Source organism: Streptomyces sp. Q2 (genome assembly GCF_056820935.1).
Genome location: NZ_JBXEJE010000005.1, coordinates 40,920 through 63,289 on the forward strand (window position 1 = coordinate 40,920; position 22,370 = coordinate 63,289).

Here is a 22,370-nt window from a genome sequence, read left to right on the forward strand (position 1 = left end):
GTGGGGCCGCCTGTCGGTCACGGCGTCACCGGGTCACCGCGTCACCACAGCACCGCGTCACCGCCTCACCTCGTCGGTGCGGTGACCGGTGCCGGGGCGTATCCGGTGGGCCGGGCCGTGAAGGTGCCGCGGCCCTGGGTGCGGCTGCGCAACCGGGTCGCGTAGCCGAACAGTTCGGCCAGCGGGACGGTCGCGGTGACGACCGCCGACCCCGCGCGCGCGGCCGAGCCAAAGACCCGTCCGCGTCGTGCGGCGAGATCGCCGAGGACGGTGCCGACGGCGTCCTCGGGCACGGTGACCGTGACCTCGACCACCGGTTCCAGCAGGATCATCACCGAGGCGCGCAGGGCTTCCCGGAGCGCGAAACGGCCCGCCGCACGGAAGGCCGTGTCCGAGGAGTCCTTCACGTGGGTCGCCCCGTCGGTGAGGGTGACGCGCAGCCCGGTCACCGGGTGTCCGCCGACCGGTCCCTCGGCGAGGGCGTCCCGGCAGCCCGCCTCGACCGCCCGGACGTACTCCTGCGGCACCCGCCCGCCCACGACGACGGACCGGAACTCGAAGCCCGTGCCGGCCTCCGGGTCCAACGGCTCCACGTCGAGGACGACATGCGCGAACTGCCCGGCTCCACCGTCCTGTTTGACATGCCGGTACACCAGACCGGAGACCCCGCGGGCGACCGTCTCCCGGTAGGCCACCCTCGGCCGGCCGACTGCGACCTCCAGCGACTGGTCGCGCCGGACCTTCTCCACCGCGACCTCCAGATGCAGCTCGCCCATGCCGGACAGCAGTGTCTGACCGGTCTCGGGGTCGGTCCGGACCACCAGCGACGGGTCCTCCTCGGCCAGCCGCGCCAGCGCCGTGGCCAGCCGGTCGGTGTCGGTGGACCTGCGTGCCTCCACCGCCACGGAGACCACCGGTTCGGCCACGCTCGGCGGTTCGAGGACGAGCGGGGCCTCCGGTGCGCACAGCGTCGAGCCGGCCCGGGCCGACTTCAGCCCGACGACGGCGACGATGTCCCCGGCGACCGCCCGCTCCAACCGCTCGTGCCGGTCGGCCTGCACGCGCAGGATCCGCCCGATCCGCTCGGTGCGCCGCGCACCCGCGTCCATCACCGTGGCTCCCTTCTCGATCGTTCCCGAGTACACCCTCAGATACGTCAGCCGGCCCGTCGCCGTGGCGGTCACCTTGAACGCCAGCGCCGCGAAGGGCGCCTGCGGGTCGGCGGCCCGCTCCTGCTCCCTGCCGTCGTCGCGCATGCCGCGTACGGCGGGCACGTCGAGCGGCGAGGGGAGGTACGCCACGACGGCGTCCAGCAACGGCTCGATCCCGCGGTTGCGGTAGGCGGAGCCGCACAGCACGACCACGCCCTCGCCGGTGCGGGTCAGGTCGCGCAGGGCCTCGACGAGCGTGTCCGTGTCGAGCGCGGGCAGGTCGGCGGTCGACCGCATAGCGTCTTCCGCCGACCGGATGCCGCTCGCCGGCCGGACACTGTCGCCCGTCGACCGCATACAGAACTGCTCCAGTGCGCCCGGATGCAGCTCGGCCACCGCCTCCTCCAGCAGCCGGCGCCGCCGGAGCGCCTCCTCGCGCAGGCCCTTCGGCACCGGACCTTCCTCGACCGTCCCGCCGCCGTCGGACCAGGTCAGCGCCCGCATGCGCAGCAGGTCGACGACACCGGTGAAGGCGTCCTCGCTCCCGATGGGCAACTGCACGACCAGCGGAGCCGGGTGCAGCCGCGCCCGGATCGACTCGACGGCCGTGTCGAGGTCGGCTCCGGCGCGGTCCAGCTTGTTGACGAACGCGATCCTCGGCACGCCGTGCCGGTCCGCCTGCCGCCACACCGACTCGCTCTGTGGCTCGACCCCCGCGACGGCGTCGAACACGGCGACCGCCCCGTCGAGCACGCGCAGTGAGCGCTCCACCTCGTCGGCGAAGTCGACGTGGCCCGGCGTGTCGATCAGGTTGATCCGGTGACCGTTCCAGGCGCAGCTCACGGCCGCGGCGAAGATGGTGATCCCGCGATCGCGCTCCTGGGAGTCGAAGTCGGTGACGGTCGTGCCGTCGTGGACCTCGCCACGTTTGTGTGTGGTCCCGGTGGCGTACAGGATCCGCTCGGTGACGGTCGTCTTGCCGGCGTCGACGTGGGCGAGGATGCCGAGGTTGCGGACGACGGAGAGGGGGTTGAGGTGGGTGCGCACGGCCCGTGGCCTTTCGAATGGGTCGGTGACTGGGCGGCGCGATTTCCCGGACGGGACTGCTGTTCTGACGGCATGTCAGACTTGGAGGCAGGTGTGCCCGGAGTTCGGATCGGGCGTCGTCAGTCGTTCGTCCGGGGCATCCGGTACCGGCCGCGCAGCGGGCACCGGACGGACGAGGACACGAGGATCACGTCGTACTGCGACCGGGGAACGACGACAGCGGTGCGTGCACGCACGGCCGGTCTCCCCTCACTCGTCGTTCCACGTCATGGCACGCGCGCCGCGGACTGGTGGGCGACGCGTGGTTCGTGGTGAGTGTAGGGAACCGGTCAGGGGCAGGGCACGGGGTTTTCCTCAGACCGGCCCCGGCCCCGTCCTGCCCTTGAAGCGTTCCAGGTCGGACGGCCGGACCTGGATGACGAGGACGGCGATGATCGCGGCGACCGCCGTGAAGACGGCCGCCACGACGAAGGCGGCGGACACTCCGGCGGTGAGGACCTCGTCGGAGAAGGGCGGCGGAAGCTCCCCGGTGCGCTGGAAGCGCAGGCGTTCGGCCGGGGTGGCCTGCTCCAGGAAGAGGGGGACCTGCTTGTCGGCCTCGTTGGTGCTGGCCGTACCGAACATGGTGACCAGGATGGACAGACCGAGCGAACCACCCACCTGCTGGGTGGCGTTGAGGAGTCCGGAGGCCGCGCCGGTCTCGCGGACGGAGACGTTGGACAGCGCCATCAGGGTGAGCGAGACGAACTCCATGCCCATGCCGAGGCTGAAGACGAGGATCGGGCCGAGGACACTGCCCAGGTAGGTGGAGTGGACGTCGGTCAGGGTCAGCCAGGCCAGGCCCGCGGCGGCGAGGATCGCGCCCACCACCATGAAGGGCTTGGGGCCGTAGGCGGGCAGGAACCGCGAGGCCAGTCCGGCACCGATCGCGATGACCGCGCTGACCGGCAGGAAGGCGAAGCCGGTGGCCAGCGGGCTGAATTCCAGCACGTTCTGCACGAAGAGCGTGAGGAAGAAGAACATGCCGAAGATCGCGGCGGCGAGGCAGAGCATGATTGCGTACGTGCCCGCCCGGTTGCGGTCGGCGAACATGTGCAGCGGGGTGATCGGCTGCCGGGAACGCCGCTCGACCAGGACGAATACCACGAGGACGACGACGGCCGCGGCGAACGAGGCCAGCGTGAGCGCGTCCCGCCAGCCTTCCTGCGCGGCCCTGATGAAGCCGTACACCAGCAGGACCATGCCCACGGTGGAGGTCAGCGCCCCGGCGATGTCGAAGTGGCCCGGGTGGCGTTCGGACTCCTTGATCCAGCGGGGTGTGGCGAGGGCGATGAGCAGTCCGATCGGGACGTTGACGAAGAGCACCCACCGCCAGTTCAGCCACTCCACGAGCATCCCGCCGGCCAGCAGCCCGATCGCGCCGCCGCCCGCCGAGACCGCGGCGAAGACCCCGAAGGCCCGGTTGCGTTCGGGGCCTTCGCGGAAGGTCGTACTGACCAGGGAGAGGGCGGTCGGGGACGCGATGGCGCCGCCGACGCCCTGCAGGGCGCGGGCGCCGAGGAGTTGGGCCTCGTTCTGGGCGAGGCCGCCGAGCAGGGAGGCGAGCACGAAGAGCAGGACGCCGAAGATGAACACGCGCCGTCTGCCGAGGATGTCGCCGGTCCGGCCGCCGAGCAGCAGCAGACCGCCGAAGGTGAGGGTGTAGGCGTTGACCACCCAGGCCAGGCTGGTGGTGGAGAAGCCCAGGGACTGCTGGATGTCGGGCAGCGCGATGTTCACGATGGTGATGTCGAGCACCACCATCAGCTGGCAGGACGCGAGGACCAGCAACGCCATCGCGTGTCCGCCACCGCCGCTTTCCGGGGTGGTGGTCTGCGCTGGGGGACGTGGCTGCGAACTCGTCATGGCATGTCGCACTCTCGGGGGTCGAACCCTCACGAGGGGCAGTGGACGTGTGCGTCCACTGCTGGTCACCGTTCGACGGTACGCCCGTCTCCGGGGCCCTACCACTCGAACCCCGTGCCTGCCCTTCAGGCTGCCGCCACCGCGCTCGGCTCTCCCCCGTCACGGTGTATCGGCGTCTGCGACCCGGTCAGCGGCAGGCCCGTCCCGCCCCGCCGGGCCGCGACGATCTCCGCCGCGATGGACAGGGCGGTCTCCTCGGGCGTACGCGCCCCGAGGTCCAGCCCGATCGGCGACCTCAGCCCGGCCAGTTCCTCTTCCGTCAGGCCGACCTCGCGCAGGCGTCGCTCCCGGTCGGCATGCGTGCGGCGCGAGCCCATCGCGCCGACGAACGCGACCGGCATCCGCAGGGCCTCCCGCAGCAGCGGTACGTCGAACTTGGCGTCGTGGGTGAGCACGCACAGCACGGTGCGCGCGTCGGTCGCGGTGTCCCGCAGATAGCGGTGCGGCCAGTCGACGACGATGTCGTCGGCCTCGGGGAAGCGGGCCCGGGTGGCGAAGACGGGGCGGGCGTCGCACACGGTCACGTGATACCCGAGGAACTTGCCGGCGCGCACCAGTGCCGCCGCGAAGTCGATGGCACCGAAGACGATCATGCGCGGCGGGGGCACGCTCGACTCGACGAGCAGGGTCAGGCCGCCGGGGCAGCGCGAGCCGTCCTCCGACAGTTCGACCGTGCCCGTACGACCGGCCTCCAGCAGAGCCCGCGCCTCGGCCGCCGCCGCCCGGTCCAGCTCCGGCGCACCGCCGAGACCGCCTTCGTACGACCTGCCTGGGCCGCCGCCCCTGTGCAGCCTGTCCGAGGCATCCTCGGGCAACCCGTCCGGGCCTGCCTCGTACGCCCCGGGGGGCTCGGCCTCGAACGCAGCGTCCGAGCCGGTCTCGAACGCCCCGTCCGCTCTGTCCGCCCTGTCCGCCCCGTCCGCCCGCACGAGCAGCGTCCCGCCCAGGAGGCCGGCCGGGCCCCGGACCACCCGGGCGACGGCCATGGACTCGCCCCGGACCGCGGCGGACAGCGCCGACCGCATCACGGCCCGGGCGGGGGCTTGCACGCCGACCGGCGTGACCATGACGTCGATGACCCCGCCGCAGGTCAGACCGACCGCGAAGGCGTCCTCGTCGCTGTAACCGAAGCGCTCGACGACCGTCGCGCCGTCCCCGCCGTCGAGCGCCTGTACACACAGGTCGTACACCGCTCCCTCCACGCAGCCGCCGGAGACCGAGCCGATCACCGTGCCCTCGCGGTCGACGGCGAGGGCGGCGCCGGGGCCGCGGGGGGCGCTGCCGCCGACGGCCACGACGGTGGCGACGGCGAACTCGCGGCCCTCCTCGGCCCAGCGGTGCAGTTCGGGGGCGAGGTCAAGCACGGCGGCCTGCCGTCAGGACGCGGTCGGGCCGGATCGGCAGGTGGCGGTGGCGTACGCCGGTGGCGTGCCAGACCGCGTTGGCGACGGCCGCCGCCGCGCCCACGATGCCGATCTCGCCGATGCCTTTGATGCCGACCGGATCGTCCGGATCCGGGTCGTCGACCCAGTCCGCCTCGACGGCCGGGACGTCGGCGTGGGCGGCCACGTGGTAGCCCGCGAGGTCGGCGCCGTAGTGGCCGCCCGTGCCGTGGTCGCGTACCGCCTCCTCGTGCAGGGCCATGGAGATGCCCCAGGTCATTCCGCCGATGAACTGGCCCCGTGCGGTGAGCGGGTTGATGATCCGGCCGGCCGCGAAGATGCCGAGCATGCGGCGCACCCGGACCTCGCCGGTGGCGGGGTCGACGGCGACCTCGGCGAACTGGGCGCCGAAGGAGTGCCGTTCCTTGCGGGCGAGGGCGCCGACGGCCTCGGTGGTGTCGGACCGTACGGTGATGCCCTCGGGCGGGACGGCGGCGCCGAGGGCGAGCCGCTCCCGCAGTTCCCCGGCCGCGGCCGTGACCGCCCACGACCAGGAGCGGGTGCCCATCGAACCGCCGGCGATGAAGGCGGCCCCGAGGTCGCTGTCCCCGATGCGCACCCGGACCCGCTCCGGCGCCGCCTGGAGCGCGTCGGCGGCGACCAGCGTGAGCGCGGTGCGGGCTCCGGTTCCGATGTCCGCCGCGTTGACCCGCACGGTGAAGGTGCCGTCCGCCTCGGCCGTCACGGCGGCCGTGGAGGGTGCGGCGCCGACGGGGAAGGAGGCCGCCGCCGTGCCGGTGCCGAGCAGCCAGCGCCCCTCCCGGCGCAGGCCGGGGCGCGGGTCCCGGTCCGCCCAGCCGAACCGGCGGGCGCCCTCGCGGAAGCAGGTGAGCAGGTTGCGGCCGCTGAAGGGCAGTCCGGAGATGGGGCCGCGCTCGGGTTCGTTGCGGGCGCGCAGTTCGATCGGGTCGAGACCACACTTCTCGGCGAGTTCGTCGAGCGCCGACTCCAGCGCGAACGACCCCGGTGCCTCGCCCGGCGCGCGCATCCAGGTCGGGGTGGGCACGTCGAGTCGTACGACCCGGTTGGCGGTGTGGTGGGCGTCGGCGTCGTACATCGTCCGGGCCGGTCCGGCGCCGGCCTCGATGAACTCGTGCACGGTCGAGGTCACGCTCAGGCACTGGTGCTCCAGGGCGCGCAGCCGGCCCTCGGCGTCGGCGCCGAGCCTCAGGCGCTGCCGGGTGGGGCTGCGGTGGCCGGCGAGCGAAAACATCTGACGGCGCGTCATGACGACGCGGACGGGGCGCTGCAGGACGGTCGCGGCCATCACGGCGGCCACCTGGTGGGCGCGGACGCCCTTGCTGCCGAAGCCGCCGCCGACGTGTTCGGACCGCACCCGTACCGAGGCCGGGTCGAGGGAGAACAGCTTCGCGAGTTCGCCGGCCACCCACATGGTGCCCTGGTTGGAGTCGACGACGTCGAGGCGGCCGCCGTCCCACCGGGCCGCCGCCGCGTGCGGCTCCATCGGGTTGTGGTGTTCCTCGGGGGTGGTGTATTCGGCGTCCAGGACGACGGCGGACGCGGCGAGTTCGGCCTCCAGGTCCCCCTTCTCGGCCACGGCCGGCCCGTGCGAGTCGAGCGGGTAGGCGTCCGGGTGTTCGGCGGCGAAGTCGACGTCGTGGGGCTCTTGTTCGTAGTGCACGACGAGCGCTTCGGCGGCTTCCCTGGCCTGTTCGGAGGTGTCGGCGACCACCAGGGCGACCGGCCAGCCCATGTGCGGCACCCGGTCGTGCTGGAAGACGGCCGCGGTCCGGTCCGGGACGCCCAGCAGGCCGACGTAGTCGGTGTCGACGCGCGGGGCGTTGCCGTGGTGCAGGACGGCGGCCACGCCCGGCATCGCGAGGACGGGGGCGTCCTCCACCGAGCGGATACGGCCCCGGGCGACGGTGGACAACACCAGCCAGCCGTGGGCGAGTTGGGCGAACGGGATCTCGCCCGCGTAGCGGGCAGCCCCGGTGACCTTGTCCCGTCCCTCCACGCGGGTGTGCGCGCTGCCGACGGCGCCCTTGAAGGTGCCGGCCCTGGGGGTGGACGTCGTCATCGGGTCGCCTCCTCGGCGAGTTCGGTCAGCACGGCCACCACCAGGTTGCGCATCAGCGTCACCTTGTATCCGTTGTCGCGAAGCGGCTTCGCGGCGGCCAGTTCGGCGTCCGCGGCGGCGGCGAAGGTCGCGGCGTCGGCCGCCGCGCCGGTGAGCACGCGTTCGGCCTCCCGGGCCCGCCACGGCCGGGACGCGACCGCCCCGAAGGCGAGACGCGCCTCGCGTACGACGCCGTCCCGCACGTCGAGCGCGGCGGCGATCGAGCCGATCGCGAAGGCGTACGAGGCGCGCTCGCGCACCTTGCGGTAGCGGGAGCCAGTTGCTGCGGGCGTCGGCGGCAGGGTGATGCCGGTGATCAGTGCACCCGGCGGCAGGGCGGTCTCCAGGTGGGGGGTGTCCCGCACCGGCAGATAGAACTCCGCGAGCGGCAACGCGCCCGGCCCGTCTGCCGTTTCGTACGAGACGACCGCGTCGAAGGCGGTCAGTGCCACGCCCATGTCGGAGGGGTGCGTGGCAACGCAGTGCTCGGAGGCGCCGAGGATCGCGTGGTTGCGGTGCTCGCCCTCGACCGCGGGGCAACCGCTGCCGGGGACACGTTTGTTGCAGGGTTTGGTCACGTCGGCGAAGTAGCCGCAGCGGGTGCGCTGGAGCAGGTTGCCGCCGACGGTGGCCATGTTGCGCAGCTGCCCCGAGGCGCCGGCCAGCACCGCCTGTGTCAACGCCGGGTAGCGGCGGCGCACTTCGGGGTGGGCGGCGAGGTCGCTGTTGGTGACGGTCGCGCCGACGCGCAGGCCGCCGTCCTCCGTCGACTCGATGTCGTCCAGCGGCAGTTCGCGGACGTCGACGAGCCGGGCGGGTCGCTCGACTCCGGTCTTCATCAGGTCGACGAGGTTGGTGCCGCCTCCGAGGAAGCGCGCGTCGGGATCGTCGCCGAGCAGGGCGACCGCACTCGAGACGTCGAACGCTCGCCGGTATCCGAACTCCCTCATACGGCTGCCTCCTCGGCCACGTGCGCCTCGGCCGCGCGGGCGACCGCCTGGACGATCGACACGTACGCGCCGCAGCGGCACAGGTTGCCGCTCATCCGTTCCCGGATCTCGTCGGCACTCAGCGGTGGCGCTCCGGCCTCGGGACGCACGTCGTCGGTGACGGCGCTCGGCCAGCCCGCCGCGTGTTCCTCGATCACCGCGACGGCCGAACAGATCTGGCCCGGTGTGCAGTAGCCGCACTGGTAGCCGTCGAGGTCGAGGAAGGCCTGCTGCACCGGGTGGAGTCGCTCGCTGTCGGCGAGGCCTTCGACGGTGGTGATCTCGCGCCCTTCGGCGGCCACCGCGAGTTGCAGGCAGGACACGGCGCGGCGGCCGTCGATCAGGACCGTGCAGGCACCGCACTGGCCCTGGTCGCAGCCCTTCTTGGTGCCCGTCAGGTCGAGGCGCTCGCGCAGGGCGTCGAGAAGGGTGGTGCGGTGGTCGACGGACAGCGCGTGCTTCTCTCCGTTGATCTTCAGGGTGACGGCGCTGTACGTCGACGATGGGGCTGGGGCCATGATCAGCCTTCTTTCGCGTATCGGAGCACATCGCGGGACGCTCCGGCAGGCAACCGATTCAGCAGACGCGATCGGGTGGACGCGGGGTGGGACGGCCGGGTGCACCGGCGCTAGAGTGGGCTCAAATGGACAGCTGTCCGCTTTCGTCCGAACGTAGTGGACAGCTGTCCGGTTAGCAAGGACGGGTTTCGGCCGTGACGCCCGAGAAGCATGAGGAGGGCGAGTGGAGCAGAAGAAGGACGCACCTCTGCGGTCGGACGCGCAACGCAACCGCGAGCGCATCCTGGAAGTGGCACTGGCCGAGCTGACCCGCTCCGCCAATACCCCGCTGAGTGCGATCGCGAAGAAGGCGGGCGTCGGCCAGGGCACCTTCTACCGGAACTTCCCCAACCGCGAGGCGCTCGTACTGGAGGTCTACCGCTACGAGACGCAGCAGGTCGCCGATGCCGCGGCCCAGCTGCTCGAGACCCACCCGCCCGACCGGGCGCTGCGGGAGTGGATGGACCGGCTGGCACAGTTCGCGATGGCCAAGGCCGGCATGGCGGAAGCGATCCGCCACGCCATGAGCGCATCGCACGGCGTGGCGAAGCCCGGCCACGCCCCGGTGACGGCCGCGGCCGCACTCCTGCTTCGCGCGTGCGAGGACGCCGGCACCCTACGTCCGGGCGTCACCTCGGACGACTTCCTTCTGGCCATAGCCGGCCTCTGGCAGATCGACCCCCGCGGGGACTGGCAGCGGCGCACCACCCGGCTTTTGGACCTCGTCATGGACGGGCTGCGCGCGGGGGCATCCGGAAAAGCAAAAGACCCCCGGTGAACAGGGGTCTTCTTGGGTTCTTGGGTGTCCGAGGGGGGACTTGAACCCCCACGCCCGATAAAGGGCACTAGCACCTCAAGCTAGCGCGTCTGCCATTCCGCCACCCGGACGAGGTGTCTGCCGCCGGACGGGGGTGTTCCCCGCGGCGACATGGACAACAATACCAAGCTTTCGGAGCGCCTTTCACCTGCATATCCGTCGCCCGAGCGGCGCTCCCGGGCCGGCCGGGTCCGGGAATCTAAGGTCTCACCATGAGCGACTGGATGGTCACCCACAGCCCGTCCGCCGGACGCAGACCGCGGGCGCTGTCACCGCTCAGGGAGCATCTGCGGGACACCTTCTGGTTCGCGCCCGCCGCGGCCATGGTGTGTGTCGTCCTCGTGTGGGCGGTGGCGGCGGAGATCGACACCAGGCTCGTCGAGGCGCTCCAGGACGAGCATGAGTACGACGCGGTCGAGGAGCTGCTGAAGGTCGCGGACGACGCGAAGGTCGTCGTCACCACGGTGAGCTCGGCGATGATGACCTTCATCGGCGTGGTCTTCAGCATCTCCCTGGTCGCGGTGCAGATGGCGAGCGGACAGTTCAGCCCACGGGTGGTGCGGATCTTCGTACGGAGCCGGATCACCAAGGCGACCTTCGCCGTCTTCCTCGCGACCTTCCTGCTGACCCTGCTGGTCCTGACCTCGTACGACAGCGAACCCGACCCGCGCCTGGTGTCCTCCGTCCCCGTCGTCCAGTCGCTCCTCACGATCGCGATGGTCGGACTGAGTCTGCTGCTGTTCGTGATGTACGTGAACACGACACTGAGGCTGATGCGGATCGGCCAGGTGATCGCCCGGATCGTCGGGGAGGCGTTCCGGGTGGCCGCGCTGATGCCGGTCGCGGCCCCCGCCGACCAGGGCGCTCTCGGGCCCGAGACCGCCCTGATCGCCCACGAGGGCCGGGCCGGCGTGCTGCGGGACGTGAACATCGCCCGGCTGGTGCGGGTGGCCCGGCAGCACGACGTCGTACTGCGGCTGCTGCCACGGACGGGCGACTTCGTCGTACCCGGAACACCCGTCCTGGCCGTGCACGGCGGCAAGGCGCCGCCGCGCCGCGCACTGCGCTACGCCGTCTCCGTCGGAGTCGAACGCACCTTCCACCAGGACCTCGGGTTCGGGCTGCGCCAGCTCTCCGACATCGCGCTCAGGGCCCTGTCGTCGGCGGTCAACGACCCGACGACGGCCGTACAGGCGCTGGACCGGATCGTGCAATTCCTGGCCGCCCTGTCCCGGCGGCCGCTGGACGCCTCGCTGCACCGGGACCGGCGGGGCGTGGTCCGGCTCGTGCAGCCCGTGCCCGGTTGGACCGAGCTGGTGGATCTGGGGTTCACCGAGATCAGGGGCTGCGCGGTGGGGACTCCGCAGGTCACGCGGCGGTTGCTGGCCGGACTGGACGACCTGGCGCTGCTGGTGTCCGAGGAGCGGCGGGCGCCGCTGCTGCGCCACCGGGCGCTGCTCGCGCAGGCCGTCGAGCGCGGTGTCCCACAGGCGGCGGACCGGGCCTTCGCCCTCCAGCCGGACCGTCAGGGCATCGGCTGACCCCTCCCGTCACCTGTGTCGTCTTTCGCTCAGTACAGGGGCCTGGTTCCTGCGACGACCCGGCCGGCGCGCCGCGTGAGAAGGTCGGCGCGCGCGTCGACCCGGCCTGAACCACTGGTTGACGAGGCGCCGGCCGGGTGGCGCCCGGGAAAGCGGACACCACCCGGCCGGCCGGCTCTCACGGCGTGAGCTGATACTCCGGGAAGTTCCCGGGCAGCCGCTCCCCCACCGGACCCTGGGTCACGGCCCGCACCAGCAACTCGCCGCCGACGAACGCGCCCCGCCAGGAGGCGCCGAACCCGCCGAACAGTTCGTCGCGGTCACCACGGGAACGGGGCGTGCCGTGCCCGACCTTGAACGCCCGGATCTGCGGGGCGAGTCGGTCGAAGGTCGCCTGGTCGTCCGTGGACAGGGTGGCCACCAGGGCGCCGTTGGACGCGTTCATCGCGGCCAGCAGCTCCGCCTCCGTGTCGACCAGGACGATGGTGTCGACCGGGCCGAACGGTTCCGCGTGGTGCAGCGGGGAGGACGGTGGCGGGTTCAGGAGCGTCACCGGTTGGACGTATGCCGACGTGTCCTGGCCGGGCAGGAACCGTGCGTCGGCCGGCTTGCCGCGGTGCAGCGGGATGGCCCCGCGGTTCACGGCCTCGGCGACCTGGTCGCGCAGTTCCTTGGCCTTGGCCGCGTTGATGACGGGCCCGAAGTCCAGTTGCGGGTAGGGGTCGTCGGGGTGTTCGACCGCGAGCGGGTGGCCGACCCGCAGCGTGCGGACCGCCGGGAGGTACGCCGCCAGGAACGCGTCGAACAGCTCTCGCTGGACGACGAAGCGCGGGTACGCCGTGCAGCGCTGCTTGCCGTAGTCGAAGAGTTTCGGCACGACCGCCGTGAGCGCGTCCCAGTCGGTGCAGTTCCAGATGCCCCAGGTGTTGAGTCCTTCCTGTTCGAGGATGTGCCGTTTGCCGAGGTCGGCGACGGCCGTGGCCACCGCGGCGCCGGTGTCGCGGCCGCCGACGAAGGAGACGCAGCCGATCTCGGGCGCGCGCACCAGCGCCTCGGACAGCTCGCCTCCGCTGCCGCTGACGAGGGTGACGGGAATTCCCTCGCGGGCGGCCAGCGCACAGGCCAGCGTCAGACAGGCGACACCGCCGTCGGTCGGGGTCTTGGCGATGACCGCGTTGCCTGCCAGTGCCTGGACCAGCACTGCGTGAACGAGCACGCTCATCGGGTAGTTCCAGCTCGCGACGTTCGACACCGGGCCGTCCAACGGGGCCCGGCCGGCGAGCATCGGTTCGATGCCGTCGACGTACCAGCGCACGCCGTCGATGGCCCGGTCGACGTCCGCCTGCGCGAGCCGCCAGGGCTTGCCGATCTCCCAGACCAGCAGCAGCGCGAGCAGTTCGCGGTGCTCGGTGAGGGCGTCGAGGGTGGCGGCGACCCGGGCGCGCCGCTCGTCGAGGGGGATGTGGCGCCAGGCCCGGTGCTGGTCGAGCGAGGCGCGGACGGCCTGGTGGGCGGTGGCCCGGTCCAGGCGGGGCGGTCCGGCGATCGGGCTGCCGTCGACGGGGCTGGTGGCGGGCAGTGCCCGGCCGTCCGCCCGCCAGGCGCGGTCCCAGAGGTTGAGGACACGGTCGTCGCGGAACGCCTCAGGGGCGACGGCGAGGCAGCGTTGCCAGGCGTCGGTCCAGGACGTGCCTGATTTGAGGGTGAGGGTGGTTGCCATCGGGGTTCTCCGCTCTCGGTGCACAGTCGGGGGCGGGTTGGTGCGTGGCTGCGAAGGACGCTAGCGAGGCGTCACGATGCCGGAAAGTGACTTCACGTCACCTATGAGTGATGTCACGCCTCCAGCTGGGCCAGCACCAGGCGGGCCGTCTCGGTGGGCGTGCCGCCGACCTTGACGCCGACGGCCTCGAGCGCCGCCTTCTTGGCCTGGGCGGTGCCGGCCGAACCGGACACGATGGCGCCCGCGTGTCCCATCGTCTTGCCCTCGGGTGCGGTGAAGCCCGCGATGTAGCCGACGACGGGCTTGGTGACGTGCTCGCGGATGTAGGCGGCCGCGCGCTCCTCCGCGTCGCCTCCGATCTCCCCGATGAGGACGATGGTCTCGGTGTCGGGGTCGTCCTGGAAGGCGGCGAGGCAGTCGATGTGGGTGGTGCCGACGACGGGGTCGCCGCCGATGCCGACGCAGGTCGAGAAGCCGATGTCGCGTAGTTCGTACATGAGTTGGTAGGTGAGCGTGCCCGACTTGGACACCAGGCCGATCCGGCCCGGCTTGGTGATGTCGGCGGGGATGATGCCCGCGTTGGACTGGCCGGGCGTGATCAGGCCCGGGCAGTTCGGGCCGATGACGCGGGTGCCCCTGTCCTTCGCGTGGGTGGTGAAGGCGACGGAGTCGTGGACCGGGATGCCCTCGGTGATGACGACGGCGAGACCGATGCCGGCGTCGGCGGCCTCGATGACGGCCGCCTTGGCGAAGGCGGGGGGCACGAAGACGACGGTGACATCGGCTCCGGTCGCCTGTATACCGTCGGCGACCGACCCGAAGACGGGGACGGCACGGTCGTCGAAGTCCACGGCGTGGCCCGCCTTGCGCGGGTTGACGCCGCCGACGACGTTCGTGCCGGCGGCGAGCATGCGCCGGGTGTGCTTCATGCCCTCGCCGCCGGTCATGCCCTGGACGAGGACCTTGCTTTCCTTGGTGAGATAGATCGCCATGTCCCGTCTCCTCAGGCTGTGGTGGCGAGTTGGGCCGCGCGGCGGGCGGCGCCGTCCATGGTGGTGGTCTGCTGGACCAGCGGGTGTGCGTGCTCGTCGAGGATGGCGCGGCCGCGCGCCGCGTTGTTGCCGTCGAGGCGGACGACGAGCGGTTTGCTCAACCGGACGGTCTCCAGGGCCCGCACGATGCCGTCGGCGACCGCGTCGCAGGCGGTGATGCCGCCGAAGACGTTGACGAAGACGGACTTCACGGCCGGGTCGGAGAGGATGACCGACAGCCCGTCGGCCATGATCTGCGCCGACGCCCCGCCGCCGATGTCGAGGAAGTTGGCGGGGCGGGCGCCGCAGCCGGCGACCACGTCGAGGGTCGACATGACCAGGCCGGCGCCGTTGCCGATGATGCCGACCTCGCCGCCGAGCTTGACGTAGTTGAGGCCCTTGGCGGCGGCCGCCGCCTCCAGCGGGTCCTCGTGCGCCGCGCCGTCGGCCCCCCAACGGGCCTGTCGGAAGCGGGCGTTGTCGTCGAGGGTGACCTTGCCGTCGAGGGCGAGGATCTGCCCCTGTCCGGTGCGGACGAGCGGGTTGACCTCGACGAGGACGGCGTCCTCGCGGACCAGGACCTCCCACAGCCGCACGAGGACGTCGACGGTCTGCGGCGGCAGCGCGGCGGCCTCGGCGATCTCGGCCGCCTTCGCCGAGGTGACTCCCTCGGCCGGGTCGATGTGTATACGGGCGACAGCCTCCGGTCGGCTGGAGGCGACCTCCTCGATCTCCATGCCGCCCTCCGCGGAGGCGATCGCGAGGAAGCGGCCCGCGGCCCGGTCGAGGACGTAGGAGACGTAGAACTCGGCCTCGATGTCCACGGGCTGGGCCAGCATCACCTTGCCGACCGTGTGGCCCTTGATGTCCATGCCCAGAATCTGACGGACTGTCAGTTCTGCCGCGGCCGGGTCGGCGGCGAGTGCGACCCCGCCCGCCTTGCCCCGGCCGCCGGTCTTGACCTGGGCTTTCACCACGACGCGGCCGCCCAGCCTGCGGGCGATCTCGCGTGCCTCCTTGGGCGAGTCGGTGACCTCCGCCCTCGGCACCAAGATGCCGTGTTCCTCGAAGAGTTCCCTTGCCTGGTGCTCGTACAGGTCCATCTCGGCTCCTGCCTTAAAAGTGCCGCACGCCCCCTGGACACCACCCACCGGATGCGGGATAACAAGCTTCATACAGTATTCGTCGACTGTATGCAATGTACTGCGAGAGCGTTCCAAACCCCTACGAAGGGACAGGACTTCGCCATGCCCGACGACACCCAGGACGTCATTTCCGGTGGTCATCTCGTTGCCAAGGCGCTGAAGGCCGAGGGGGTCGACCGCATCTACACCCTGTGCGGCGGCCACATCATCGACATCTACGACGGCTGCGTCGACGAGGGCATAGAAGTCGTCGACGTCCGGCACGAACAGGTGGCCGCCCACGCCGCCGACGGCTACGCCCGCATCACCGGCAAGCCCGGCTGCGCGGTCGTCACCGCGGGCCCCGGTACGACCGACGCCGTCACCGGAGTCGCCAACGCCTTCCGCGCGGAGTCCCCGATGCTGCTGATCGGCGGCCAGGGCGCGCTGACCCAGCACAAGATGGGGTCCCTGCAGGACCTGCCGCACGTCGACATGATGACGCCGATCACCAAGTTCGCGGCGGCCGTGCCGGACACGGCACGCGCGGCGGACATGGTGTCGATGGCGTTCCGCGAGTGCTACCACGGCGCGCCCGGCCCCTCCTTCCTGGAGATCCCGCGCGACGTCCTCGACGCCAAGGTGCCGGTGGCCAAGGCGCGCGTCCCCCAGCCCGGCGCGTACCGCGCCTCGACCCGTTCGGCCGGCGACCCCGAGGCGATCGAGAAGCTCGCCGACCTGCTCGTGCACGCGGAGAAGCCGGCCATCCTGCTCGGCAGCCAGGTGTGGACGACCCGGGGCACCGAGGCCGCCATCGACCTCGTACGGACCCTGAACATCCCGGCGTACATGAACGGCGCCGGCCGCGGCACCCTCCCACCCGGCGACCCGCACCACTTCCAGCTGTCGCGCCGGTACGCCTTCTCCAACGCCGACGTCATCGTCATCGTCGGTACGCCCTTCGACTTCCGCATGGGCTACGGCAAGCGGCTCTCGCCGGACGCGACCGTCGTGCAGATCGACCTCGACTACCGGACCGTCGGCAAGAACCGCGACATCGACCTCGGAATCGTCGGGGACGCCGGGCTGGTGCTGAAGTCGGTGACCGAGGCGGCCTCCGGGCGCATCAACGGGGGCGCCTCGAAGCGCAAGGAGTGGCTCGACGAGCTGCGGGCGGCCGAGCAGACCGCCATCGAGAAGCGGCTGCCGAGCCTGAAGTCCGACGCCTCGCCGATCCATCCGTACCGGCTGGTCAGCGAGATCAACGACTTCCTCACCGAGGACTCGGTCTACATCGGCGACGGCGGCGACATCGTCACCTTCTCCGGGCAGGTCGTGCAGCCCAAGTCACCCGGCCACTGGATGGACCCGGGACCGCTCGGCACCCTCGGCGTCGGCGTCCCCTTCGTGCTCGCGGCCAAGCAGGCACGGCCCGACAAGGAGGTCGTCGCCCTCTTCGGCGACGGGGCGTTCTCCCTCACCGGCTGGGACTTCGAGACCCTCGTCCGCTACGACCTCCCCTTCGTCGGCATCGTCGGCAACAACTCCTCGATGAACCAGATCCGTTACGGCCAGGCCGCCAAGTACGGCCTGGAGCGCGAGCGGGTCGGCAACACCCTCGGCGACGTCCACTACGACAAGTTCGCCCAGATGCTGGGCGGTTACGGCGAGGAGGTCCGCGACCCCGCCGACATCGGCCCGGCCCTGAGGCGCGCACGCGAGTCGGGCAAGCCCTCGCTGATCAACGTCTGGGTCGACCCGGACGCGTACGCCCCCGGAACCATGAACCAGACGATGTACAAGTGAGGTGGCCCCGATGACAGCGACGCCAGGAACAGCGACGACAGCGACCTCGGCCAAGGCCCTCGAAGGCATCCGCGTCCTGGACATGACGCACGTCCAGTCCGGGCCCTCCGCGACCCAGCTGCTCGCCTGGCTCGGCGCGGACGTCGTCAAGCTGGAGGCGCCGACCGGTGACATCACGCGCAAGCAGTTGCGCGATCTCCCGGACGTCGACTCCCTCTATTTCACGATGCTCAACTGCAACAAGCGGAGCATCACCCTCAACACCAAGACCGAACGCGGCAAGGAGATCCTCACCGAGCTGATCCGGCGCTCCGACGTCATGGTCGAGAACTTCGGACCGGGCGCGATCGACCGGATGGGCTTCACCTGGGACCGCATCCAGGAGATCAATCCGCGGATCGTCTATGCCTCCATCAAGGGGTTCGGGGACGGCCCGTACACCAACTTCAAGGCGTACGAGGTCGTCGCTCAGGCCATGGGCGGGTCGATGTCGACCACCGGTTTCGCGGACGGGCCGCCGCTGGCGACGGGGGCCCAGATCGGGGACTCGGGCACGGGCGTCCACGCCGTGGCGGGGATTCTCGCGGCGCTGTACCAGCGGGAGAACACCGGGCGCGGTCAGCGGGTCAATGTGGCCATGCAGCACGCTGTGCTCAACCTCTGCCGGGTGAAGCTGCGCGACCAGCAGCGTCTGGCACACGGCCCGCTCGCCGAATATCCCAACGACGACTTCGGCGACGAGGTTCCCCGGTCCGGGAACGCCTCCGGCGGCGGCCAGCCCGGCTGGGCGGTCAAGTGTGCGCCGGGCGGCCCGAACGACTACGTGTACGTCATCGTGCAGCCCGTCGGCTGGCAGCCGATCAGCGAGCTCATCGGCCGGCCGGAGCTGGCCGGCGACCCCGAGTGGGCGACGCCGGAGGCCCGGTTGCCCAAGCTGGGCAAGATGTTCCAGCTGATCGAGGAGTGGTCCTCGACGCTTCCCAAGTGGGAGGTGCTGGAGAAGCTCAACGCGCACAACATCCCGTGCGGGCCGATCCTGTCCACCAAGGAGATCATCGAGGACCGGTCGCTGGTCGCCAACGAGATGGTCGTCACCGTGCCGCACCCCGAGCGGGGCGAGTTCGTGACCGTGGGCAGCCCGCTGAAGCTCTCCGACTCCCCCGTCGAGGTGAGCAGTTCACCACTGCTGGGCGAGCACAACGAAGAGGTCTACGTCGGCGAGCTCGGTCTCGGCGACGAGGAGCTGCGCCTGCTCAAGTCGAACGGAGTGATCTGACGTGATGGCCGAAGACCGCCACCTGAGGGTGCGTACGCTTCTCGACTCCGTGCGGGCCGAGGGCCGGACGGCGCTGACCGCCCCCGAGGGCAAGGTGATCGCCGACGCGTACGGGATCGCCGTACCGGGTGAGGAGCTGGCGAGGGACGTCGAGGAGGCGGTGGCGTACGCCGCGCGTTTCGGCGGACCCGTGGTGATGAAGATCGTCTCGCCCGACATCCTGCACAAGACCGACGCCGGCGGTGTGATCGTGGGCGTGGAGGGCTCGGCCGACGTACGGGCCGCGTTCCACACCATCGTCGACAACGCGCGCGCGTACGACGCGGACGCCCGGATCGAGGGCGTACAGGTGCAGGAGCTGCTGCCCAAGGGGCAGGAGGTCATCGTCGGCGCGGTGACCGACCCGACCTTCGGGAAGGTCGTGGCCTTCGGGCTCGGCGGGGTGCTCGTCGAGGTCCTCAAGGACGTCACGTTCCGGCTCGCGCCACTGGACGCCGACGAGGCGCTGTCCATGCTGGACTCGATCCGTGCGGCGGAGATCCTGCGCGGGGTGCGGGGCCTGCCCGCCGTGGACCGGTGGGCGATCGCCGAGCAGATCCGCCGGGTGTCCCAACTGGTGTCGGACTTCCCGGAGATCGCCGAGGTGGACCTCAACCCGGTGATCGCCACGCCGCAGGGCGCGGTCGCGGCGGACATCAGGATCATCCTCGCCGAGTCCCTGCCGAAGCCCCGGCCGACGTACACGCGCGAGGAGATCCTCACCTCGATGCGCCGGCTGATGCAGCCCTCGTCCGTCGCGGTGATCGGCGCCTCCAACGAACAGGGCAAGATCGGCAACTCGGTGATGCGCAACCTCGTCGACGGCGGCTTCGCCGGGGAGATCCATCCGGTGAACCCCAGGGCCGATGACATTCTCGGCCGCAAGGCGTACAAGAGTGTCACCGACGTTCCCGGTGAGGTGGATGTGGCGGTCTTCGCGATCCCCGCCAAGTTCGTGGCCTCGGCGCTGGAGGAGGTGGGACGCAAGAAGATCCCGAACGCCGTGCTGATCCCCTCCGGGTTCGCGGAGACCGGCGAGCACGACCTGCAGGACGAGATCGTGGCGATCGGCGAACGGTACGGTGTGCGGCTGCTCGGGCCGAACATCTACGGCTACTACTCGACGTGGCAGGACCTGTGCGCCACGTTCTGCACGCCCTACGACGTCAAGGGCGGGGTGGCGCTGACCTCGCAGTCCGGCGGCATCGGAATGGCCATCCTGGGCTTCGCCCGGACCACCAAGACGGGCGTGTCGGCGATCGTCGGCCTCGGCAACAAGTCGGACCTGGACGAGGACGACCTGCTGACCTGGTTCGGCGAGGACCCGCACACCGAGTGCATCGCGATGCACCTGGAGGACCTCAAGGACGGGCGCGCCTTCGTCGAGGCCGCGCGGGCGACCGTACCGAAGAAGCCGGTCGTCGTCCTGAAGGCGGGGCGTACCGCGGCCGGCGCGAAGGCCGCCGGGTCGCACACCGGTGCGCTGGCGGGCGACGACGCCGTGTACGACGACATCCTGCGGCAGGCCGGTGTCATCCGGGCGCCCGGGCTGAACGACATGCTGGAGTACGCGCGCGCGTTGCCGGTGCTTCCCACCCCGCAGGGGGACAACGTCGTGATCATCACGGGGGCGGGCGGCAGCGGTGTGCTGCTGTCCGACGCGGTGACCGACAACGGTCTGACCCTGATGGAGATCCCGGCGGACCTGGACGCGTCCTTCCGGAAGTTCATCCCGCCCTTCGGGGCCGCGGGCAACCCGGTGGACATCACCGGGGGCGAGCCGCCGTCGACGTACGAGGCGACGATCCGGCTGGGCCTCGAGGACCCACGCATCCACTCACTGGTCCTCGGCTACTGGCACACCATCGTCACCCCGCCGATGGTCTTCGCGGAGCTCACCGCGCGCGTGGTGGCCGAGTTCCGGGAGCGCGGCGTCGAGAAGCCGGTGGTGGCGTCGCTCGCGGGCGACGTGGAGGTCGAGGAGGCCTGCCAGTACCTCTACGAGCGCGGAGTCGTGGCGTACCCGTACACGACCGAGCAGCCGGTGGCCGTGCTCGGCGCCAAGTACCGCTGGGCGCGGGCGGCGGGACTGTTGGGGGGCGGTTCATGAGGTGACCCGGCGCGGGGGCCGGCCGACGGTGCGCGTCGGCCGGCCCCGGGACCCGTGCGCACACGAAAGGCATTGGACAGGGGGCGCTGGCCAGAGCTTTCGACGCAAGGGGTGCGACACACATGACAACCACCGACTTCTCGACCTCCGTCCCCTACAGGGAGGTGACGGACCGCAACGGCCGCCTGTACCGGATCGGCGAGACCGACCGGGACATCATGGGCCGGCCACGATGGACCATGGTGCTCTTCCCGTGGATCGGCATGATGGGGATCAGCTCCTCGGAGTACGCGTTCACCTCCGCCGAGGACACCCTGCACGAGGCCCACCTGTGGGACAACGGACACATCTTCTGGCTGATGGGCGTCTGGGTGTTCTTCCAGGCCGCCGTCGCCTTCCCGGCCGGGCAGCTGCGGGAGAGCGGCAGACTGCCCGCGCGGTACGCGATGATGCTCGGCGCGTTCGGCACGGTCTGCGGCTATCTCTCGCTGGCGTTCGCGCCGCACGTGATCGTCGCCTACATCGGATTCGGCATGTTCAGCGGCATCGGCGCCGGCCTGGTCTACGCGACCTGCGTGAACATGGTCGGCAAGTGGTTCCCGGAGCGCAAGGGCGGCAAGACCGGCATGGTCAACGGCGGTTTCGCCTACGGCTCGGTGCCCTTCGTCTTCCTGTTCACCTCGTACATGGACCTGAGCAACTACCAGGTCGTCCTGGTGATGGTGGGCGTCGTCTGCTGCGCGGTCGTCGCGTTCGCGGGGTGGTTCTTCAAGGACCCGCCGAAGAACTGGTGGCCCGCGCACGTCGACCCGCTCCGTCAGACCGACGACCCGAAGATCCGCCGGGCACTGGAGAAGAACCCGCCGGCGGTCAAGCAGTACACCCCCAAGGAGGCCGCCCGCACCCCCGTGCTGTGGATGATGTGGTTCTGTCTGCTGTGCACGGCCGGCATCAACATCTTCGGCATCGCCTTCCAGGTGCCGTTCGGCAAGGACATGGGCTTCGCGGGCGGGATCGTGGCCACGGCGATGTCGCTGAAGGCCATCGTCAACGGCACGGGGCGCGGGGTCATCGGCTGGATCTCCGACAAGTTCGGGCGCCGCAACACACTGATCATCGTGTGCCTGGTGCTGGGGACCGCGCAGTTCGGCGTGCTGGTCTCCGGCCAGATGGGCAGCATGCCGTTCTTCCTGTTCTGCTCCATGGTCTCCGGCTTCGGCGGCGGCGCGATCTTCCCCCTGTTCGCGGCGATGACCGCGGACTACTTCGGAGAGAACAACAACGCCTCCAACTACGGCATGGTCTACAGCTCGAAGCTGATCTCCGGGCTCGTGGGATCCGGGATGGGCGCGGTCGTGGTCAACGTGTGGGACTACGAGGGCGCGTTCGTCATAGCGGGCTGCATCGGTCTGGCCTCCGCGGTACTGGCGCTCTTCCTGAAGGCACCGGGCAGGCCCGAGGCCAAGCGCATCGCTCCCAACCCGCACCCGCTCGGCGAGGAGATGGCGTGACATGAGGGCTGACCCCGTCGCACGGACCAGCTCTTCGTCGTGTATCTGCCGTGGATCGCCATGATGACCATCGGTGTCTTCACGCGGTCCGCGCAGCCGCAGCCGCAAGCGGCAGGCTGACGCCGGCACGGCGTTCATGAGGCGGGCCGCCCCCGCGCCCGGGG

The 22,370-nt window shown here is 71.1% G+C and carries 15 protein-coding genes and 1 tRNA gene; 6 read left to right on the forward strand and 10 right to left on the reverse strand.

Annotated elements, in window-relative coordinates:
• Nucleotides 1-65: 65 nt before the first annotated feature.
• The 6 genes from fusA to ACWBNA_RS07285 form a co-directional block, all read right to left on the reverse strand.
• Nucleotides 66-2,198 carry an elongation factor G gene (gene fusA / locus ACWBNA_RS07260; protein WP_482703380.1) on the reverse strand — a complete coding sequence of 711 codons (2,133 nt, stop codon included), beginning with the start codon at nucleotides 2,196-2,198 and terminating at the stop codon, nucleotides 66-68.
• 354 nt (nucleotides 2,199-2,552) lie between these two features.
• On the reverse strand, nucleotides 2,553-4,034 hold the full coding sequence (locus tag ACWBNA_RS07265; RefSeq protein ID WP_482703553.1) for an MFS transporter: 1,482 nt from the start codon (nucleotides 4,032-4,034) through the stop codon (nucleotides 2,553-2,555).
• Nucleotides 4,035-4,228: 194 nt separating this feature from the next.
• Nucleotides 4,229-5,527, reverse strand: a complete 1,299-nt coding sequence (locus ACWBNA_RS07270; protein WP_482703381.1) for an XdhC family protein — start codon at nucleotides 5,525-5,527, stop codon at nucleotides 4,229-4,231.
• Nucleotides 5,520-7,646 carry a xanthine dehydrogenase family protein molybdopterin-binding subunit gene (locus ACWBNA_RS07275; protein WP_482703382.1) on the reverse strand — a complete coding sequence of 709 codons (2,127 nt, stop codon included), beginning with the start codon at nucleotides 7,644-7,646 and terminating at the stop codon, nucleotides 5,520-5,522. The genes ACWBNA_RS07270 and ACWBNA_RS07275 overlap by 8 nt, the downstream gene beginning before the upstream one ends.
• On the reverse strand, nucleotides 7,643-8,635 hold the full coding sequence (locus ACWBNA_RS07280) for an FAD binding domain-containing protein (protein WP_482703383.1): 993 nt from the start codon (nucleotides 8,633-8,635) through the stop codon (nucleotides 7,643-7,645). The genes ACWBNA_RS07275 and ACWBNA_RS07280 overlap by 4 nt, the downstream gene beginning before the upstream one ends.
• Complete coding sequence (locus ACWBNA_RS07285; RefSeq protein WP_482703384.1) at nucleotides 8,632-9,192, reverse strand: 2Fe-2S iron-sulfur cluster-binding protein; 561 nt, start codon at nucleotides 9,190-9,192, stop codon at nucleotides 8,632-8,634. The genes ACWBNA_RS07280 and ACWBNA_RS07285 overlap by 4 nt, the downstream gene beginning before the upstream one ends.
• Before the next feature lie 223 nt (nucleotides 9,193-9,415).
• Between ACWBNA_RS07285 and ACWBNA_RS07290 the strand changes: the two genes are divergently transcribed.
• The gene (locus ACWBNA_RS07290) at nucleotides 9,416-10,009 is read left to right on the forward strand and encodes a TetR/AcrR family transcriptional regulator (RefSeq protein WP_482703385.1); all 594 of its coding nucleotides are present in this window, start codon (nucleotides 9,416-9,418) and stop codon (nucleotides 10,007-10,009) included.
• A 25-nt stretch (nucleotides 10,010-10,034) separates the two neighbouring features.
• Here the strand turns inward: ACWBNA_RS07290 and ACWBNA_RS07295 are convergent.
• A tRNA-Leu gene (locus ACWBNA_RS07295) sits at nucleotides 10,035-10,119 on the reverse strand.
• Between the two features lie 141 nt (nucleotides 10,120-10,260).
• Between ACWBNA_RS07295 and ACWBNA_RS07300 the strand changes: the two genes are divergently transcribed.
• Nucleotides 10,261-11,589, forward strand: coding sequence for a DUF2254 domain-containing protein (locus ACWBNA_RS07300; protein ID WP_482703386.1), 1,329 nt, complete (start codon nucleotides 10,261-10,263; stop codon nucleotides 11,587-11,589).
• Nucleotides 11,590-11,767: 178 nt separating this feature from the next.
• Here the strand turns inward: ACWBNA_RS07300 and ACWBNA_RS07305 are convergent, their stop codons facing one another.
• The 3 genes from ACWBNA_RS07305 to sucC form a co-directional block, all read right to left on the reverse strand.
• Entirely contained in the window at nucleotides 11,768-13,309 is a 1,542-nt protein-coding gene (locus ACWBNA_RS07305; protein WP_482703387.1) for an aldehyde dehydrogenase family protein, read from the reverse strand.
• Nucleotides 13,310-13,422: 113 nt separating this feature from the next.
• Nucleotides 13,423-14,301: a succinate--CoA ligase subunit alpha gene (gene sucD / locus ACWBNA_RS07310; protein WP_482703388.1), complete on the reverse strand. Its 879-nt coding sequence runs from the start codon at nucleotides 14,299-14,301 to the stop codon at nucleotides 13,423-13,425.
• Nucleotides 14,302-14,312: 11 nt separating this feature from the next.
• Nucleotides 14,313-15,443 carry an ADP-forming succinate--CoA ligase subunit beta gene (sucC, locus tag ACWBNA_RS07315; RefSeq protein ID WP_482703389.1) on the reverse strand — a complete coding sequence of 377 codons (1,131 nt, stop codon included), beginning with the start codon at nucleotides 15,441-15,443 and terminating at the stop codon, nucleotides 14,313-14,315.
• 144 nt (nucleotides 15,444-15,587) lie between these two features.
• Between sucC and ACWBNA_RS07320 the strand changes: the two genes are divergently transcribed.
• The 4 genes from ACWBNA_RS07320 (at nucleotide 15,588) to ACWBNA_RS07335 (ending at nucleotide 22,206) form a co-directional block, all read left to right on the forward strand.
• Nucleotides 15,588-17,270: a thiamine pyrophosphate-binding protein gene (locus ACWBNA_RS07320; RefSeq protein ID WP_482703390.1), complete on the forward strand. Its 1,683-nt coding sequence runs from the start codon at nucleotides 15,588-15,590 to the stop codon at nucleotides 17,268-17,270.
• Nucleotides 17,271-17,280: 10 nt separating this feature from the next.
• The gene (gene frc / locus ACWBNA_RS07325; RefSeq protein WP_482703391.1) at nucleotides 17,281-18,546 is read left to right on the forward strand and encodes a formyl-CoA transferase; all 1,266 of its coding nucleotides are present in this window, start codon (nucleotides 17,281-17,283) and stop codon (nucleotides 18,544-18,546) included.
• 4 nt (nucleotides 18,547-18,550) lie between these two features.
• A complete protein-coding gene (locus tag ACWBNA_RS07330) occupies nucleotides 18,551-20,695 on the forward strand; it encodes an acetate--CoA ligase family protein (RefSeq protein ID WP_482703554.1) in 2,145 nt (714 codons plus the stop codon).
• Between the two features lie 122 nt (nucleotides 20,696-20,817).
• Nucleotides 20,818-22,206: an OFA family MFS transporter gene (locus ACWBNA_RS07335; protein ID WP_482703392.1), complete on the forward strand. Its 1,389-nt coding sequence runs from the start codon at nucleotides 20,818-20,820 to the stop codon at nucleotides 22,204-22,206.
• The last annotated feature ends 164 nt before the right edge of the window (nucleotides 22,207-22,370 follow it).

Excerpts from the sequence above, each read along its gene's own strand:
- ACWBNA_RS07265 (WP_482703553.1), bottom strand. The coding sequence starts at position 4,034 with ATGGCGTTGCTGGTCCTCGCGTCCTGCCAGCTGATGGTGGTGCTCGAC.
- ACWBNA_RS07285 (WP_482703384.1), bottom strand. The coding sequence starts at position 9,192 with ATGGCCCCAGCCCCATCGTCGACGTACAGCGCCGTCACCCTGAAGATC.
- ACWBNA_RS07300 (WP_482703386.1), top strand. The coding sequence starts at position 10,261 with ATGAGCGACTGGATGGTCACCCACAGCCCGTCCGCCGGACGCAGACCG.
- frc (WP_482703391.1), top strand. The coding sequence starts at position 17,281 with ATGACAGCGACGCCAGGAACAGCGACGACAGCGACCTCGGCCAAGGCC.
- ACWBNA_RS07330 (WP_482703554.1), top strand. The coding sequence starts at position 18,551 with ATGGCCGAAGACCGCCACCTGAGGGTGCGTACGCTTCTCGACTCCGTG.
- ACWBNA_RS07335 (WP_482703392.1), top strand. The coding sequence starts at position 20,818 with ATGACAACCACCGACTTCTCGACCTCCGTCCCCTACAGGGAGGTGACG.
- sucD (WP_482703388.1), bottom strand. The coding sequence starts at position 14,301 with ATGGCGATCTATCTCACCAAGGAAAGCAAGGTCCTCGTCCAGGGCATG.
- ACWBNA_RS07275 (WP_482703382.1), bottom strand. The coding sequence starts at position 7,646 with ATGACGACGTCCACCCCCAGGGCCGGCACCTTCAAGGGCGCCGTCGGC.
- sucC (WP_482703389.1), bottom strand. The coding sequence starts at position 15,443 with ATGGACCTGTACGAGCACCAGGCAAGGGAACTCTTCGAGGAACACGGC.
- ACWBNA_RS07305 (WP_482703387.1), bottom strand. The coding sequence starts at position 13,309 with ATGGCAACCACCCTCACCCTCAAATCAGGCACGTCCTGGACCGACGCC.
- ACWBNA_RS07320 (WP_482703390.1), top strand. The coding sequence starts at position 15,588 with ATGCCCGACGACACCCAGGACGTCATTTCCGGTGGTCATCTCGTTGCC.
- ACWBNA_RS07280 (WP_482703383.1), bottom strand. The coding sequence starts at position 8,635 with ATGAGGGAGTTCGGATACCGGCGAGCGTTCGACGTCTCGAGTGCGGTC.